Origin of the sequence: Citrobacter sp. Cpo032 (assembly GCF_030332975.1) — a bacterium.
Lineage (GTDB): Bacteria > Pseudomonadota > Gammaproteobacteria > Enterobacterales > Enterobacteriaceae > Citrobacter > Citrobacter portucalensis.
Window position 1 is genome coordinate 200,466 of the sequence record NZ_JAOWGU010000035.1, and the last position, 18,342, is coordinate 218,807.

The 18,342-nt window shown below is 52.9% G+C and carries 12 protein-coding genes; 10 read left to right on the plus strand and 2 right to left on the minus strand.

Translation table 11 applies throughout. The annotated features are described in order from the left end of the window. From OGY33_RS05940 to OGY33_RS05950, 3 genes are all read left to right on the plus strand, one after another. Complete coding sequence (locus OGY33_RS05940) at positions 1-1,341, plus strand: enolase C-terminal domain-like protein (RefSeq protein WP_191238166.1); 1,341 nt, start codon at positions 1-3, stop codon at positions 1,339-1,341. A 20-nt stretch (positions 1,342-1,361) separates the two neighbouring features. Continuing rightward, the gene (gudD, locus tag OGY33_RS05945) at positions 1,362-2,702 is read left to right on the plus strand and encodes a glucarate dehydratase (protein WP_003034111.1); all 1,341 of its coding nucleotides are present in this window, start codon (positions 1,362-1,364) and stop codon (positions 2,700-2,702) included. An 82-nt stretch (positions 2,703-2,784) separates the two neighbouring features. Next, positions 2,785-3,927, plus strand: a complete 1,143-nt coding sequence (locus OGY33_RS05950) for a glycerate kinase (protein ID WP_071445294.1) — start codon at positions 2,785-2,787, stop codon at positions 3,925-3,927. A gap of 316 nt (positions 3,928-4,243) precedes the next feature. Here the strand turns inward: OGY33_RS05950 and barA are convergent, their stop codons facing one another. Then, a complete protein-coding gene (gene barA / locus OGY33_RS05955) occupies positions 4,244-7,000 on the minus strand; it encodes a two-component sensor histidine kinase BarA (protein WP_153686788.1) in 2,757 nt (918 codons plus the stop codon). Positions 7,001-7,057: 57 nt separating this feature from the next. On the opposite strand from barA, the gene rlmD reads away from it, so the two are divergent. The 5 genes from rlmD to eno all read left to right on the plus strand — a co-directional run bounded on the left by rlmD (position 7,058) and on the right by eno (position 14,987). Then, positions 7,058-8,356: a 23S rRNA (uracil(1939)-C(5))-methyltransferase RlmD gene (gene rlmD, locus OGY33_RS05960; protein WP_191238167.1), complete on the plus strand. Its 1,299-nt coding sequence runs from the start codon at positions 7,058-7,060 to the stop codon at positions 8,354-8,356. A 100-nt stretch (positions 8,357-8,456) separates the two neighbouring features. After that, entirely contained in the window at positions 8,457-10,691 is a 2,235-nt protein-coding gene (relA, locus tag OGY33_RS05965; RefSeq protein ID WP_286571270.1) for a GTP diphosphokinase, read from the plus strand. A gap of 130 nt (positions 10,692-10,821) precedes the next feature. Then, a complete protein-coding gene (gene mazG, locus OGY33_RS05970; RefSeq protein WP_003825693.1) occupies positions 10,822-11,613 on the plus strand; it encodes a nucleoside triphosphate pyrophosphohydrolase in 792 nt (263 codons plus the stop codon). A gap of 350 nt (positions 11,614-11,963) precedes the next feature. Continuing rightward, the gene (gene pyrG, locus OGY33_RS05975; protein WP_003034127.1) at positions 11,964-13,601 is read left to right on the plus strand and encodes a glutamine hydrolyzing CTP synthase; all 1,638 of its coding nucleotides are present in this window, start codon (positions 11,964-11,966) and stop codon (positions 13,599-13,601) included. An 87-nt stretch (positions 13,602-13,688) separates the two neighbouring features. Beyond that, entirely contained in the window at positions 13,689-14,987 is a 1,299-nt protein-coding gene (gene eno / locus OGY33_RS05980) for a phosphopyruvate hydratase (RefSeq protein WP_003034129.1), read from the plus strand. Positions 14,988-15,043: 56 nt separating this feature from the next. Here the strand turns inward: eno and OGY33_RS05985 are convergent, their stop codons facing one another. Continuing rightward, complete coding sequence (locus OGY33_RS05985) at positions 15,044-15,868, minus strand: MurR/RpiR family transcriptional regulator (RefSeq protein WP_048215652.1); 825 nt, start codon at positions 15,866-15,868, stop codon at positions 15,044-15,046. A 165-nt stretch (positions 15,869-16,033) separates the two neighbouring features. Here OGY33_RS05985 and OGY33_RS05990 point away from each other — a divergent pair, with 165 nt between their 5' ends. Further along, positions 16,034-17,590 (plus strand): maltose/glucose-specific PTS transporter subunit IIC, encoded by a 1,557-nt coding sequence (locus OGY33_RS05990; protein WP_003034134.1) that lies wholly within the window; start codon positions 16,034-16,036, stop codon positions 17,588-17,590. After that, the gene (locus OGY33_RS05995) at positions 17,590-18,279 is read left to right on the plus strand and encodes an N-acetylmannosamine-6-phosphate 2-epimerase (protein ID WP_032944829.1); all 690 of its coding nucleotides are present in this window, start codon (positions 17,590-17,592) and stop codon (positions 18,277-18,279) included. Before OGY33_RS05990 ends, OGY33_RS05995 begins: the two co-directional genes overlap by 1 nt. Positions 18,280-18,342: the final 63 nt, after the last annotated feature.

The window sequence follows — 18,342 nt, forward strand, 5'->3', positions numbered from 1 at the left end:
ATGACAACACAATCGAGTCCCGTTATTACCGATATGAAGGTCATCCCGGTGGCCGGTCATGACAGCATGCTGCTCAATATTGGCGGCGCGCATAACGCATACTTTACTCGTAATATCGTGGTGCTCACCGATAATGCCGGAAACACCGGTGTCGGTGAAGCGCCTGGTGGTGAAGTGATTTATCAGACGCTGGTGGATGCGATTCCGCAGGTGCTGGGCCAGGAAGTGGCGCGCCTGAATAAGGTGGTGCAGCAGGTGCATAAAGGCAACCAGGCCGCTGATTTTGACACCTTTGGCAAAGGCGCCTGGACCTTTGAACTGCGGGTCAATGCGGTAGCGGCGCTGGAAGCCGCATTGCTCGACCTGCTGGGTAAGGCGCTGAACGTGCCGGTTTGTGAACTGTTAGGGCCGGGCAAGCAGCGCGATACGGTCACCGTACTCGGCTATCTGTTCTACGTGGGCGATCGCACAAAGACCGATTTACCGTATCTGGAAAGCACGCCGGGAAACCATGAGTGGTATCACCTGCGTCATCAGCAAGCGATGAACAGTGAGGCTGTGGTACGTCTGGCTCAGGCTTCGCAGGATCGCTACGGCTTTAAAGATTTCAAACTCAAGGGCGGTGTACTGCCTGGCGAGCAGGAAATCGACACCGCTCGTGCGCTGAAAAAATGCTTCCCGGATGCGCGTATTACGGTTGATCCCAACGGTGCCTGGCTGCTGGATGAAGCCATCTCCCTGTGTAAAGGGCTGAACGATGTTCTGACCTACGCCGAAGATCCATGCGGCGCTGAACAGGGTTTTTCTGGCCGTGAAGTGATGGCCGAGTTCCGCCGTGCAACCGGTCTGCCGGTAGCAACGAACATGATAGCTACCAACTGGCGTGAAATGGGCCATGCGGTGATGCTGAATTCAGTAGATATTCCGCTGGCCGATCCGCACTTCTGGACCCTTTCTGGCGCGGTACGCGTGGCACAGTTATGCGATGACTGGGGCCTGACCTGGGGCTGCCATTCTAACAATCATTTTGATATTTCCCTGGCGATGTTCACCCACGTTGGTGCGGCTGCACCGGGTAATCCAACGGCTATTGATACCCACTGGATCTGGCAGGAGGGCGATTGCCGTCTGACCAAAAATCCGCTGGAGATTAAAAACGGAAAAATTGCGGTACCCGATGCGCCCGGTCTGGGCGTGGAACTGGACTGGGATCAGGTACAGAAAGCGCATGAAGCCTATAAGGCGCTGCCCGGCGGCGCGCGTAATGACGCAGGCCCAATGCAGTATCTGATCCCCGGATGGACTTTTGACCGTAAACGTCCCGTTTTCGGCCGCCACTAATTTTGAATAAGGACTTAATTATGAGCGCACAATTTTCTACCCCATTGGTTACCTCTATGCAGGTTATTCCGGTTGCGGGTCATGACAGCATGTTGATGAACCTGAGCGGCGCACATGCTCCGTTCTTCACGCGCAATATTGTGATTATTAAAGATAACTCCGGTCATACCGGCGTGGGTGAAATTCCCGGCGGCGAAAAAATCCGCAAAACGCTGGAAGATGCGATCCCGTTGGTGGTAGGCAAAACGTTAGGCGAATATAAAAATGTGCTGAATGCAGTACGCAATACTTTTGCCGATCGTGATGCGGGCGGTCGCGGTTTGCAGACCTTCGATTTACGTACCACTATTCATGTGGTTACTGGGATCGAAGCGGCCATGTTGGATCTGTTAGGTCAGCATTTGGGCGTAAACGTCGCCTCTTTGCTGGGGGATGGCCAGCAGCGTAGTGAAGTTGAAATGTTGGGTTACCTGTTCTTCGTGGGTAACCGTAAGGCAACGCCGCTGCCGTACCAGAGTCAGCCGGATGAGAAATGCGACTGGTATCGTCTGCGTCATGAAGAAGCGATGACCCCGGATGCGGTAGTGCGCCTGGCGGAAGCCGCGTATGAGAAGTATGGTTTCAACGACTTTAAACTGAAAGGCGGCGTACTGGCCGGGGAAGAAGAAGCGGAATCTATTGTCGCGCTAGCGAAACGCTTTCCGCAGGCCCGCGTCACGCTGGATCCGAACGGCGCGTGGTCGCTAAATGAAGCGATTAAGATCGGCAAATATCTGAAGGGTTCTCTGGCCTATGCGGAAGATCCGTGCGGTGCCGAGCAGGGCTTCTCTGGTCGTGAAGTGATGGCGGAGTTCCGCCGCGCCACCGGTCTGCCGACCGCCACCAACATGATCGCCACCGACTGGCGTCAGATGGGGCATACGCTGTCGTTGCAGTCTGTGGATATCCCACTGGCGGACCCGCACTTCTGGACCATGCAGGGTTCTGTCCGTGTGGCGCAGATGTGCCATGAGTTCGGGCTGACCTGGGGATCGCACTCTAACAATCACTTTGATATTTCGCTGGCGATGTTTACGCATGTCGCGGCGGCGGCTCCGGGTAAAATAACCGCTATCGACACCCACTGGATCTGGCAGGAAGGCAACCAGCGCTTGACCAAAGAGCCGTTTGAAATCAAAGGCGGCATGGTGCAGGTTCCGGCAAAACCGGGTCTGGGCGTGGAGCTGGATATGGATCAGGTCATGAAAGCGCATGAGCTGTACCAGCAACATGGACTGGGTGCGCGTGATGATGCGATGGGTATGCAGTATCTTATCCCGAACTGGACGTTTGATAATAAGCGTCCGTGCATGGTTCGCTAAGTGATCCAGGACCGCTCCTATAGAGTGAGCGGTTTTGCTCCTGGTGTATGCTTAACATAATCAACATGCGTAAGGATGCTTTATGAAAATAGTAATCGCACCCGATTCCTATAAGGAAAGTTTGAGTGCGCTTGAGGTGGCAACGGCTATAGAGCAGGGGTTTCGTGAGATCTGGCCCGATGCGGATTACATGAAGATCCCGGTTGCAGATGGCGGTGAAGGAACGGTAGAAGCGATGGTTGCCGCAACGCAAGGTCACCTTGTGCATGTTGATGTTACCGGCCCTTTGGGCAACACAATTCAGGCATTTTATGGTTTATCTGGTGATGAGCGCTCGGCGTTTATCGAAATGGCGGCCGCCAGCGGACTGGAACAAGTTCCTGCGAGGCTACGCGATCCGCTGAAAACCACCTCCTGGGGAACCGGGGAGTTAATCCGTCATGCGCTGGACGCTGGCGTTGAGCATATCATCATTGGGATTGGCGGTAGCGCCACCAATGATGGCGGTTCCGGGATGGTGCAAGCGCTGGGAGCAAAATTGCTGGATGCGCAAAATAACGAAATTGCGCAAGGCGGAATCGGTCTGGAATCTCTGTCCCGGATTGATATTTCTCAGTTAGACAGCCGTCTTGCCGGGTGCCGTATTGAAGTGGCTTGCGATGTGACCAACCCGTTGACTGGAAAAGAGGGCGCATCTGCGGTTTTTGGTCCGCAAAAAGGGGCTACGCCGGAGATGATTACCCGCCTGGATCGGGCGCTCACGCACTATGCGCGACTTATTGCCCGCGATCTGGACGTCAACGTGCTGGATCTGGCCGGTGGTGGTGCGGCTGGTGGTATGGGGGCGGCGCTGTATGCGTTTTGCGGCGCACAGTTACGCTGCGGTATTGAGATAGTGACCGATGCGTTACACCTTGATGCCTGCGTTGCGGATGCGGATTTAGTGGTCACAGGTGAAGGGCGCATGGATAGTCAGACCATTCACGGTAAGGTTCCGGTTGGCGTGGCGAAGGTCGCAAAGCGTTACAACAAGCCGGTTATCGGTATCGCAGGTAGCCTGACGGCCGATGTGGGGGTCGTACACGAGCATGGGCTGGATGCGGTTTTCAGCGTCATCTATACCATCTGTACCCTGGATGAGGCGCTAAAGAACGCGAGCGACAACGTACGAATGACGGCGCGAAACGTAGCCGCAACGCTTAAAGCAGGGCAGCAATTACGCTGAATTGTTAGCCGCATTCGTCGATGTGCCCGATGCGCGACGCTTATCGGGCCTAAGGCAAACAGCGAAACCTGTAGGCCGGATAAGGCGTTTACTGCCCGATGCGCGACGCTTATCGGGCCTACGGCAAACAGCGAAGCCTGTAGGCTGGATAAGGCGTTTACTGCCCGATGCGCGACGCTTATCGGGCCTACGGTAAACAGCGAAACCTGTAGACCGGATAAGGCGTTTACTGCCCGATGCACGACGCTTATCGGCTCTACGGTAAACAGTGAAACCTGTAGGCCGGATAAGGCGTTTACGCCGCATCCGGCGAATATCACCCCAATATCCGTTTCGCTTCGCGTGCAACGTTGTCCATTTCATCCAGAAGCTCTAAAAACTCAGGCTCCAGCTCTTCTTCTTTGGTTCCACTGCGTAGCTGTTGTTCAATGAGCTGACACAGGTTTTTCATGCGGGGGACACCACTATAACCGCAACTGCCGTGCAGCTTGTGAATCATATCCACCAGCCCTTCGGGGTTCTCTCCGACCAGTTGCTCTTCGATTTTGTTACGCACCTCAGGCAGAAAATCGATCAGCATTTGCAGCATATCCCGCGCCAAATCGTTCTTACCCGCGGCTTGCCTTAATGCCAGTTGCCAGTCGAGCGTCGTGTTCGGATTGACGACCGGCTCAAGAGGTTCTGCGGTGAGTGCCCGCAGTGATGTGCTTGCGCCCGGTTTGTAACGTAACAGCAGATTATGCAGCTTATCTTCCTCGATAGGCTTCGCCAGGTAATCGTTCATCCCGGCGCTGAGCAGCTTCTCTTTCTGCCCGGCCATGGCGTGTGCGGTGACCGCAATGACCGGTGTCTGCTGTTGATGAGGAAGCTGGTGGATTAGTTCGCAGGCACGAATACCGTCCATGTCTGGCATCTGAATATCCATCAGGATCAGGTCAAACGGCATTTGTCTGGCGCGATCCACCGCCTGATGCCCGCTGTCGCAAAGCACGACGTGCTGGACCTTATCTTCCAGCAATGCGCCAATCAGCTTGAGGTTCGCCGGGTTGTCGTCTACCGCCATAACAGTCATCGCAATTTTGCTTTCATCTATCAGCAGCGGATCCGCGCTGTGGTTCAGCTGACAATACTCTGTCAGCGCGGGCAGTAAGCGGGTTGAGGTGAGAGGTTTCAACAGACACGCCGCCGCACCGCCCTGTTTCAATTTCTCAGCGTTAATTTGTGCATGACAAGGCAAGGCTAGCAACAGGAAGTCGGACATCGCTGCTGCGCTTGCCAGCCGCTCATGCTGCATGGTGAGTGGTTCGCGCAAAGTGACCGGAATGCCCAGCAACAGAATGTCGTAGTGCTCCGCTGGCAACCCGGAGAACGAAGGGCTGTAAATCACCTCCAGCGGTGTTTCACTCAAGATATCTAACGTGCATTGCGCGGCGGTGGCGTTAGGTTCGACGTAGGCCAGTCGTTTACCGGCAAGGCATCGGGTTGTCGAACGATCAATAAGCACGTTAGGGTTGAGATCGAGGCTGATATGGAACCAGAACGTGGAACCCCGATTAGGTTGGCTGTGGAAGGAGATATCTCCACCCATTTCGTTGACCAGTTTTTGCGTAATGACCAGACCTAGCCCGGTTCCGCCATGACGCCGGGAAATACTGGCATCCGCCTGACGGAAAGCCTGGAACAGACGGGATTGATCGCGCTCAGGAATACCGATCCCGGTATCGCGGATTTGTACTTCAATTTGCACTTTCGTGTTACTGAGGGCGCGTTTCTCGACCAGAATATCGATATTACCGCCCTCGGTAAATTTGATGGCATTGCCGACCAGATTGGTGATCACCTGCTGTAAACGCAACGGGTCACCGATGACGTTGTCCGGTACGTCATTCTTAATATTCAGCGTCAGCTCAAGCCCTTTATCATGGGATGAATGCGCTAACAGCGTAACGACGTCATCCAGCGTGCTGCGCAGCGGGAACGGAATGCTTTCCAGAATCAGCTTGCCCGCCTCAAGTTTGGAGAAGTCGAGTACATCATTGATGATGGCCAGTAGATTGTTAGCCGAGCGTTCAATGGTATTCAGGTGATCGCGCTGTGTGGTGTTGAGCTCGGTTTTTAGCGTCAGACGGGTGAAGCCAATCACGCCATTCAGCGGTGTTCGCAGCTCGTGGGACATGTTTGCCAGAAACTCAGACTTAATACGTGCCGCTTCCTGGGCGCGTTTTTTCGCCAGATCCAGCTCGACGTTCTGGATTTCCATCTGCTCCAGCGTTTCGCGCAGGTCAGAGGTGGCCTGATCGATGTTGTGCTGCATCTCTTCATGGTAGGCCGCGAGAGACATCGCCATCGAGTTGATACCATTTTTGAGCATATCCAGCTCGCCCAGCATGAAACCTTCCACGCGGCTGTCGAGCTGTCCTCTACGTATTCGGTCAACGGTATTTACCATATTGCGAATCGGGCCGGTCACGTCGCGCATCAGACGCCAGCCGAAAATTAACGCAATACCAATACAAAACAGCATCATTACGCTGGAGATAAAGATCTCTTTGTACTGCTGCAATCGTACGGACTTAAGGTCCAGCTCAAGCGCCACATACCCCAGCATATTTTTGGTGTTTTTGGCGTCGCTTACGGCGGATTCATCCGGTGAATAGCTTTCCGATATAATAGGGGTTCGCAGGATCATGATATCCCCGTGCCGGGTGACGCTCAGCTTCCGGGGAAACGGTGAACCTGTCGCCAACTGCATTTCAGACGGATCGAGATGAAAATTAGAGGTGACGAACAGTCGGTTATTTTCGTCATAAACAGAAATTGCCCGCACGATATCGGAATGGCGACGATGCAGCACGCTGATAAGCTGGCCGATGGATTCCCTGTTTTGCAGGTTCATGCCATATTCGCTGGAGACCGCGAGTGGTTCAATGATGCTGGCACCAGCATCTTCCAGTTGACGCTGCAAGTCGTTATAGCGATGCACAACAAAAAAGATACTGAGCAACAAACCTATCAGGACGGTCGGGGCCAGGATCAGAATCATCATGCGTGCGCGCAGGCTGTAGTTGGTCATGGAGTTCCGTTATGGGACAATTAGGGTCACACTGTTAAATAGAGAAATATCTCGTCGATGGCGCAATTCTACTCTGCAAAACGACGCGTGACGACGCGTCAGATCATAACCGTTACCGTCAATGACCTTGATCCTTTCGGTCAGGGCGTCGCTCGCCATAACGGAAAGGCGTTGTTTATACCGGAATTGCTACCCCAGGAAAGCGCCGAGGTGGTGATTACCGAAGATAAAAAACAGTTTGCCCGCGCGCAAGTAAAACGACGTTTAAACGACAGCCCACAGCGTGAAGCGCCACGTTGCCCGCATTTTGGCGTGTGCGGCGGTTGCCAGCAGCAGCATGCCAGCATCTCATTGCAGCAGCGTAGCAAAAGCGCGGCGTTGTCGCGTTTAATGAAATGTGAGGTGTCGGATGTTATAGCTGATGCCCCGTGGGGCTATCGTCGTCGCGCACGTTTGAGTCTGAACTATCGGCCAAAAGAACAAAAATTGCAGATGGGGTTTCGCAAATCCGGTTCCAGCGACATTATCGATGTCAAACAATGCCCTATTTTGGTGCCCCAGCTTGAGGCGTTATTGCCCCATCTCAGAGCGTGTCTGGAAAGTCTGCAAGGGTTACGCCATCTAGGCCATGTTGAGCTGGTACAGGCGGGAAGCGGAACCCTGATGATTTTGCGCCACACGGCGCCATTGAGTGCTGCGGATAAAGAAAAACTGGAATGCTTTTCGCATTCTCAGGGGCTGTCTTTGTTTCTGGCCCCGCAAAGCGAGATACTGGAATCAATATCAGAAGAATCGCCCTGGTATGATTCAAATGGACTACGGTTAACCTTCAGCCCGCGCGATTTTATTCAGGTCAATGAAGGGGTAAACCAACAAATGGTCGCCCGTGCGCTGGAATGGCTGGATGTGCAACCTGAAGATCGTGTACTCGATCTGTTCTGTGGAATGGGAAATTTTACCCTACCGCTGGCAACTCGGGCAGCAAGCGTGGTTGGCGTGGAAGGTGTTCCGGCGTTGGTGGAAAAAGGCCGAGAAAACGCGCTGAATAACGGATTACACAATGTGACATTCTTTCATGAAAACCTTGAGGAAGATGTTACCCGACAGCCGTGGGCGAAAAACGGATTTGACAAAGTATTGCTCGATCCTGCGCGTGCGGGGGCTGCAGGTGTGATGCAACATATTATAAAATTAGAACCTATACGCGTTGTTTATGTATCCTGTAACCCAGCAACGCTGGCTCGTGACAGCGATGCTTTGCTCAACGCTGGATACGCCATACGGCGACTGGCGATGCTCGATATGTTTCCGCACACTGGACACCTGGAATCAATGGTCCTGTTTGAGCGTTTGTAATGAATTTTGTACCCATTGGATTTCGGGTTGTAATGCAGCATGAAAGACAATGGGTAGGGCTTGTCGACTTCGACAGGCCTGGCCCCTTAAGGAGAGGACAATGGTTGCGGTAAGAAGTGCACATATAAATAAAGCTGGTGAGTTTGATCCAAAGAAATGGATCGCGAGTCTGGGGATCTCCAGCCAGCAGTCGTGTGAACGCTTAGCCGAAACCTGGGCGTACTGCCTCCAGCAGACACAGGGGCATCCGGATGCGGATCTGCTGCTGTGGCGTGGCGTGGAGATGGTAGAAATTCTCTCCATGTTGAGCATGGATATCGACACGCTGCGTGCAGCAATGCTGTTCCCTCTGGCTGATGCCAACGTGGTCAGTGAAGACATCCTGCGCGAGAGCGTGGGCAAATCCATTGTTCATCTTATCCACGGTGTGCGTGATATGGCGGCAATACGCCAGCTTAAAGCCACGCATACCGATTCAGTTTCTTCCGAGCAGGTCGATAACGTCCGCCGTATGCTGCTGGCAATGGTAGATGACTTCCGCTGTGTGGTCATCAAGCTGGCAGAGCGGATTGCCCATCTGCGTGAAGTGAAAGACGCGCCGGAAGATGAACGCGTTCTGGCGGCAAAAGAGTGCACCAATATCTATGCACCGCTGGCCAACCGTTTGGGAATCGGGCAATTAAAATGGGAGCTGGAAGATTATTGCTTCCGTTATCTGCACCCGGCTGAATACAAACGCATAGCCAAGCTGCTGCATGAACGTCGTATCGACAGGGAACATTACATTGATGAGTTCGTCGGTCATTTGCGCTCAGAGATGAAAACGGAAGGCGTCAAAGCCGAAGTGTATGGACGTCCGAAGCATATCTACAGCATCTGGCGCAAAATGCAGAAAAAGCAGTTGGCCTTCGATGAACTGTTCGATGTACGCGCAGTGCGTATCGTGGCAGAGCGTTTACAGGACTGCTATGCCGCACTCGGGATAGTACATACTCACTATCGCCATCTGCCGGATGAGTTCGATGATTACGTTGCTAATCCGAAACCCAATGGCTACCAGTCAATCCATACGGTTGTACAGGGGCCGGGCGGGAAAACCATCGAAATTCAGATCCGTACCAAACAGATGCACGAAGATGCCGAACTGGGCGTCGCGGCGCACTGGAAGTACAAGGAGGGCACCGCTTCAGGCGCGGCGCGTTCTGGTCATGAAGATCGCATTGCGTGGCTGCGTAAGCTGATTGCCTGGCAGGAAGAGATGGCGGATTCCGGTGAAATGCTGGATGAAGTCCGTAGCCAGGTCTTTGATGACCGCGTGTACGTCTTTACGCCAAAAGGGGACGTTGTAGACTTACCTGCGGGCTCCACGCCGCTCGATTTTGCTTACCATATTCATAGCGATGTGGGGCATCGATGCATTGGCGCGAAAATTGGTGGGCGCATCGTACCGTTTACCTACCAGCTGCAGATGGGCGATCAAATTGAAATTATCACCCAGAAACAACCAAACCCAAGCCGCGACTGGCTGAATCCTAACCTTGGCTACGTAACCACCAGTCGTGGGCGTTCGAAGATCCACGCCTGGTTCCGTAAACAGGACCGCGACAAAAACATCCTTGCTGGTCGCCAGATCCTCGACGATGAGCTGGCGCATTTAGGTATCAGCCTGAAAGAGGCGGAAAAACACCTGCTACCGCGCTACAGCTTCAATGAGCTGGACGAGTTGCTGGCGGCGATTGGCGGAGGAGACATCCGCCTCAACCAAATGGTGAACTTCCTGCAGGCGCAGTTTAATAAGCCAAGCGCTGCCGAACAGGATGCCGCCGCGCTGAAACAGCTTCAGCAGAAAACGCAGGCACCGCAGAGCCGTCGTAAAGACGACGGTCGTGTGGTGGTGGAAGGGGTAGGTAACCTGATGCACCACATCGCCCGCTGCTGCCAGCCTATTCCTGGCGATGAGATTGTCGGGTTTATTACCCAGGGACGCGGTATTTCCGTGCACCGGGCGGATTGTGAACAGCTGGCTGAGCTGCGCTCCCATGCGCCGGAACGTATTGTTGATGCAGTCTGGGGCGAAAGCTACTCGGCAGGGTATTCGCTGGTGGTTCGCGTCCAGGCCAACGATCGCAGCGGCTTGTTACGTGATATCACTACGATTCTCGCCAACGAGAAGGTGAACGTGCTGGGCGTTGCCAGCCGAAGTGATACCAAACAACAGCTGGCCACCATCGATATGACCATCGAAATTTATAACCTGCAGGTGCTCGGGCGCGTGCTCGGCAAGCTGAACCAGGTACCGGATGTGATCGACGCACGTCGCTTGCACGGTAATTAATTATTTTGTAGGCCGGATAACCTTGTAGGCCTGATAAGACGCGTTAGCGTTGCCATCAGGCATTGCTATGTTGCCGGATGTCGGTTGTCGCCTTATTCGGTCTACTGTATTGAAATTTCAGGACATTCCAATGAATCAAATCGACCGACTGCTCGGTATTATGCAGCGCCTGCGCGACCCGGAAAACGGCTGTCCGTGGGACAAAGAGCAGACATTCTCCACTATTGCCCCTTACACCCTCGAAGAAACCTATGAAGTGCTGGACGCGATTGCACGTGAAGACTTTGACGACCTGCGCGGAGAGTTGGGCGACCTGCTGTTCCAGGTGGTGTTTTACGCCCAGATGGCGCAGGAAGAAGGACGCTTCAACTTTGATGATATTTGTGCTGCGATAAGCGATAAACTCGAACGCCGTCATCCACATGTTTTTGCTGATGTTTCTGCCAGTAACAGTACTGAGGTTTTGACCCGTTGGGAAAAAATCAAAAGTGAAGAACGCGCCCAGAAGGCACAGCATTCCGCACTCGACGATATTCCACGTAGTTTACCGGCATTAATGCGCGCCCAAAAAATCCAGAAACGCTGCTCAAATGTTGGCTTCGACTGGAAAACGTTAGGACCGGTTGTCGACAAGGTTTACGAAGAGATCGACGAAGTCATGTTTGAGGCTAAGCAGGCTGTTGTCGACCAGGCTAAACTGGAGGAGGAAATGGGCGATCTGCTGTTTGCTACGGTTAATATGGCCCGGCATTTAGGCACTAAAGCAGAGACCGCATTGCAGAAAGCGAACGAGAAGTTTGAGCGGCGTTTTCGTGAAGTTGAGCGAATTGTGGCTTCGCGCGGTCTGGAAATGACTGGTGTTGATCTGGAAACTATGGAAGAAGTCTGGCAACAGGTAAAACGGCAGGAAATTGATCTCTAAGGGATTTCGTCGGTCAAGGGCGATTTGTGTGATTTTTTAAATAACAAGCGCTTGATTTACGTCAAAAACATTTACCCAAAAGAGGCTATTTTCTCTTCCCGTTATGTTGATGAAACACCTTGTATACTGCCTCTTCGAGTTATTCGAGTCGCAACAAGGCGGCGACTGAAAGAATCCCCAGGAACATAGAAATGCTATGTGACTGGGGTGAGTGAAGGAAGCCAACACCGGTGCGGCTTGAAGAACGAAGGAGAGGGGATAATGAAAGTTTGTGGCGCTCGTCATGTTCGGGTATACTACTTTCCCGTCTTGGTAATTCCATCGTTTCACCCTAACTTCTCAGGTCCAGCATGACAACGAACTATATTTTTGTGACCGGCGGGGTCGTATCCTCTCTGGGAAAAGGCATTGCCGCAGCCTCCCTGGCAGCCATTCTTGAAGCCCGTGGCCTCAATGTAACCATGATGAAACTGGATCCGTACATCAACGTCGATCCAGGTACTATGAGCCCAATCCAACACGGGGAAGTGTTCGTTACCGAAGACGGCGCTGAAACCGACCTGGACCTGGGTCACTATGAGCGTTTCATTCGTACCAAAATGAGCCGCCGCAACAACTTCACTACGGGTCGTATCTACTCCGACGTTCTGCGTAAAGAGCGCCGTGGCGACTACCTGGGCGCAACAGTTCAGGTTATCCCGCACATCACGAATGCCATTAAAGAGCGCGTTCTGGAAGGCGGTGAAGGTCATGATGTTGTTCTGGTCGAAATCGGCGGAACCGTTGGGGATATCGAATCTCTGCCGTTCCTTGAAGCGATTCGCCAGATGGCCGTAGAAATTGGCCGTGAGCACACGCTGTTTATGCATCTGACGCTGGTTCCGTACATGGCGGCGGCAGGTGAAGTCAAAACTAAACCGACTCAGCACTCTGTAAAAGAGCTGCTTTCTATCGGTATTCAGCCAGATATCCTGATTTGCCGCTCCGATCGCGCAGTTCCGGCTAATGAACGTGCAAAAATTGCATTGTTCTGTAACGTTCCGGAAAAAGCGGTGATTTCTCTGAAAGATGTCGATTCCATCTATAAAATCCCGGGCCTGTTGAAATCTCAGGGCCTTGACGATTATATTTGTAAACGATTCAGCTTGAACTGTCCGGAAGCTAATCTGTCAGAATGGGAACAGGTTATCTACGAAGAAGCGAATCCGGCAGGCGAAGTGACTATCGGTATGGTCGGCAAGTACATTGAACTGCCGGATGCCTATAAGTCAGTTATCGAAGCGCTGAAGCACGGTGGTCTGAAGAATCGTGTCACCGTCAACATCAAGCTGATCGATTCGCAAGATGTCGAAACGCGTGGCGTTGAGATCCTGAAAGGTCTTGATGCAATCCTGATCCCGGGCGGCTTCGGCTACCGCGGTGTTGAAGGTAAAATCGCGACGGCGCGCTTTGCGCGTGAGAACAATATTCCTTATCTGGGCATTTGCCTGGGTATGCAGGTTGCGTTGATTGAGTTTGCACGTAACGTAGTGGGTATGGACAACGCCAACTCCACGGAATTTGTGCCAGACTGTAAGTACCCGGTGGTGGCCCTGATTACCGAATGGCGCGATGAAGACGGCAACGTCGAAGTCCGTACCGAGAAGAGCGATCTGGGCGGCACAATGCGCCTTGGCGCGCAGCAGTGTCAGTTGAGCGACGATAGCCTGGTTCGTCAGCTGTACGGCGCGCCGACAATTGTTGAACGCCATCGCCACCGTTACGAAGTCAACAATATGCTGTTGAAACAGATTGAAGCTGCGGGTCTGCGTATTGCAGGCCGTTCCGGTGATGATCAGTTGGTCGAGATCATTGAGGTACCGAATCATCCGTGGTTCGTGGCCTGTCAGTTCCACCCGGAATTTACTTCCACGCCACGTGATGGGCACCCGCTGTTTGCCGGCTTTGTGAAAGCCGCCAGTGAACATCAGAAGCGTCAGGCGAAGTAAGAAGTAAATAAGTTAGAACGGCAATGCACCCATTAGGGTGCATTGTTTGTCTGGAGTTTTAGTTTAACTTGTACTGAGGAAAATCTAATGTCCAAAATCGTTAAAATCATCGGTCGTGAAATCATCGACTCCCGTGGTAACCCGACTGTTGAAGCCGAAGTACACCTGGAAGGTGGTTTCGTTGGTATGGCAGCAGCTCCGTCAGGTGCTTCTACTGGTTCCCGCGAAGCACTGGAACTGCGCGATGGCGACAAATCCCGTTTCATGGGTAAAGGCGTACTGAAAGCTGTTGCAGCTGTGAACGGCCCAATTGCTCAGGCTCTGCTGGGTAAAGATGCTAAAGATCAGGCTGGCATCGACAAGATCATGATCGATCTGGACGGTACTGAAAACAAATCCAACTTCGGTGCAAACGCCATCCTGGCTGTGTCCCTGGCGAACGCCAAAGCAGCAGCAGCTGCAAAAGGCCTGCCGCTGTATGCACACATCGCTGAACTGAACGGTACTCCGGGTAAATACTCCATGCCGGTTCCGATGATGAACATCATCAACGGTGGTGAGCACGCTGACAACAACGTCGACATCCAGGAATTCATGATTCAGCCGGTTGGCGCTAAGACTCTGAAAGAAGCCGTTCGTATGGGTTCTGAAGTGTTCCACAACCTGGCTAAAGTTCTGAAAGCTAAAGGTATGAACACTGCAGTTGGTGACGAAGGTGGCTACGCGCCGAACCTGGGTTCCAACGCTGAAGCTCTGGCTGTAATCGCTGAAGCGGTTAAAGCAGCTGGCTACGAGCTGGGCAAAGACATCACCCTGGCAATGGACTGTGCAGCTTCTGAATTCTACAAAGACGGTAAATACGTTCTGGCTGGCGAAGGCAACAAAGCATTCACCTCCGAAGAATTCACTCACTTCCTGGAAGAACTGACCAAACAGTACCCGATCGTATCCATCGAAGATGGTCTGGACGAGTCTGACTGGGACGGTTTCGCATACCAGACTAAAGTACTGGGCGACAAAATCCAGCTGGTTGGTGACGATCTGTTCGTAACTAACACCAAGATCCTGAAAGAAGGCATCGAAAAAGGCATCGTTAACTCCATCCTGATCAAATTCAACCAGATCGGTTCTCTGACCGAAACTCTGGCTGCGATCAAAATGGCGAAAGACGCTGGCTACACCGCTGTCATCTCTCACCGTTCTGGCGAAACTGAAGACGCTACCATCGCTGACCTGGCTGTTGGTACCGCTGCAGGCCAGATCAAAACTGGTTCTATGAGCCGTTCTGACCGCGTTGCTAAGTACAACCAGCTGATTCGTATCGAAGAAGCTCTGGGTGAACAAGCACCGTACAACGGTCGTAAAGAGATCAAAGGTCAGGCGTAATCCTGTTCTTTAACTCTTAACGTAAAAACCCGCTGCGGCGGGTTTTTTTTATGCTCTTAAAGCAGTAGAGGAAGGGTTGCGCTGGCGGTTTGCTGGCTCACATCGCTGTACTTTTCATCCAGTCCAATCAGCGACGTGGTGAGCAGTTCCACTAACAGCATGACACCCACCTTGGCGTTTAGCGCGCCGGCGCTCAACGGACCTTCTGGTTTGGCTGCGACCAGTTGAATATCACTCAGCGAAGCCAGCGGACTGCGTGGTGTATTACTCAGCGCCAGTACGCGTACGCCTTGCTTACGCGCCAGCTTTACGACATGCAGCAGATCGCGCGTGGATCCCGAACTGGATATCGCCACTACCAGCGTATCTTTGCTTAGCGTTGTAGCGTTCATAGCAGCACGATGCATGTCACTGAACAATTGTGCAGGTTTGCCGAGGCGCAGGAGTTTGTAATGTAAATACTCACCCAGAATAGCGCTGGCCGCTACGCCATAAATCTGTACCGACTGGGCCTGATGCAGTGCCAAAGCGGCGGATTCCAGTAATGTCCTGTCGAGTAATTTTGCTGTGTCCTGCAGTGCTTGTACGGATTCATTGACCACATTGTCAATTTCATCCCCGCTGTGCTCTACCGGCTGTCCTTGCTGGAGATCGAGTGCCAGCGCCATTTTGAATTCGTTATAACCCTTACACCCAAGTGCGCGGCACAGACGTGTGACGCTCGCCTCGCTGGTGTCGCTTTCACGCGCCAGTTCGGTAATCGTCAGGTAGACAACTTTTGCCGGATCGCTGAGCACAAACTCTCCCAGCTTCTGCTGTGTTCGGCTATATCCGTCAACGCCCTGGCGCAATCTCAGCAGCAGGTTTTCATTTTCTGACATGCAAAATCCTTAATGCGTTTATCTGTTGATAGTGTGGCGGAAAGCAGGGGAGAGATGCCAGTCATTTTAAAAAAGTATGATCGGCTTCCTGGATTTTGATGATAATTTTCATTTTATATATTAAATATGGTAAAAATTTTCATCATTAATCGGGGAGATGAAAAAATGATGCAAATGTTTAGCGGCGCTTCATCGGGCGCATGGTTCGAAAAGGCACAGCGGTTCGGCAAATCGTTCATGCTGCCGATTGCGGTACTGCCCGCTGCGGGGCTGTTGTTAGGGATTGGCGGCGCGCTGTCGAATCCAAACACATTGACTGCTTATCCGTTTTTGGACGTTGACTGGTTACAGGCAATCTTCACGATCATGACCAGCGCAGGTTCTATTGTGTTTGCCAACCTGTCGGTGCTCTTTGCGGTAGGTGTCGCAGTGGGACTGGCGAAAACGGATAAAGGCACCGCCGGGCTTGCGGCATTGCTGGCATTTCTGGTGATGAACGCCACCATCAACGCTTTATTGACGCTCAACGGAACGCTGGCACACGAGAATCCCGGTGCCGTAGGCCAGGGGATGACGCTGGGTATTCAGACACTGGAAACGGGTGTGTTCGGTGGGGTGGTGATTGGGCTTGTCACCTGCGCGCTGCATAGCCGTTTCAATAAAGTCTCATTACCTCAGTTCCTTGGTTTCTTCAGCGGTTCGCGCTTTGTACCGATTATTAGCTCCCTTGCCGCGATTGTCGTGGGTGCCGTCATGACGGTGGTTTGGCCGCATTTCCAGAAACTCATTTTTGGACTGGGTGGTCTGGTGGATGCGACAGGCTATCTGGGGACGCTGTTGTACGGCTTCATCCTGCGTATGCTTGGCCCACTGGGTTTACACCATATCTTTTATTTGCCGTTCTGGACGACAGCGCTTGGCGGTAGTGAAATCGTCAACGGCCAGTTAGTTGAAGGTACGCAGCGTATTTTCTTCGCGCAACTTGCCGATCCGAATACGCAGCAGTTCTATGCGGGCACCTCGCGCTTTATGTCCGGGCGCTTCATCACCATGATGTTTGGCCTGCTTGGCGCATGTCTGGCGATGTACCACACCGCCAAGCCTGAGAACAGAAAACTTGTCGCTGGTCTGCTGTTGTCAGCGGCCCTGACCTCTTTCCTGACAGGCATCACTGAGCCTATCGAGTTCTCCTTCCTGTTTGTCGCACCCGTGTTATACGTCATTCACGCCTTCTTCGATGGGCTGGCGTTTATGATGGCGCATATTTTACATATCACCATCGGGCAAACCTTTTCGGGTGGGCTTATCGATTTCCTCCTTTTCGGCGTGCTACAGGGGGAAGCTAAAACCAACTGGATGTACGTCCCCATGGTGGGGATCCCGTGGTTCTTCCTTTACTACTTCACCTTCCGCTATTTGATTAACCGCTTTAACTGGTTGACACCAGGTCGTGAAAACGCAGCGCCGACTGAATCCGGCCTGCCGCAAAGTGAGCGAGCAGCGGCAGTGATCGCCGGGCTGGGAGGCAAAGAGAATCTGGAAGAGGTGGATTGTTGTGCCACACGCCTGCGCGTGACGGTGAAAGAGAGCAGCAAGGTCGATGAAGCGGCGCTGAAAGCGACCGGAGCCCGTGGCGTAATTATTCGCGGTAACGGTGTTCAGGTGATTTATGGTCCGCATGTCACCATCATTAAAAACGAAGTCGAAGAGATCTTATCGTAATGAAAACTGTACTGGATTCCCTGAAAGGTAAATTAATTGTTTCCTGTCAGGCGCTGGAAAATGAGCCCCTGCACAGCCCGTTTATTATGTCACGTATGGCGCTGGCGGCAGCGCAGGGCGGTGCGGTAGGTATTCGTGCAAACAGCGTGGTGGACATTCGCGCGATCAAAGAGAGCGTCTCCCTGCCGGTGATTGGGATTATCAAGCGTGATTATCCGGGTAGCGATGTGTTTATCACGGCCACTTTACAGGAAGTCGATGAACTGATGACCGTTGAGCCGGAAATTATTGCTCTGGATGCGACAGCGCGCCCGCGCCCCGGTGGGCAAACGCTGGAAGAACTGGTCACGCAGATCCGCGCTCGCTATCCGTCCGTACTGCTGATGGCGGATATTGCCACCGTAGACGAAGCGGTGACCGCTGAGCGCCTGGGTTTTGACTGTGTGGGCACTACGCTCTACGGTTATACCGCTGACACTGCCGGGCATGTGCTGGCGGAAAACGACTGCGGTTTTTTACGTGATGTGTTGGCTGCAGTTAGCGTACCGGTTGTGGCAGAAGGAAACGTCGATACTCCGGAACGTGCTGCACGATGCCTGGCATTAGGCGCCCATACCGTGGTGGTTGGTGGGGCTATCACCCGTCCGCAGCAGATAACGGCACGCTTTGTCGCAGCGATCGCCTCGTAAAGCATCGATGGGGCATGATACTTTGGCGGGGATCTGCGATAATTATCGTTTATCCCCATATTG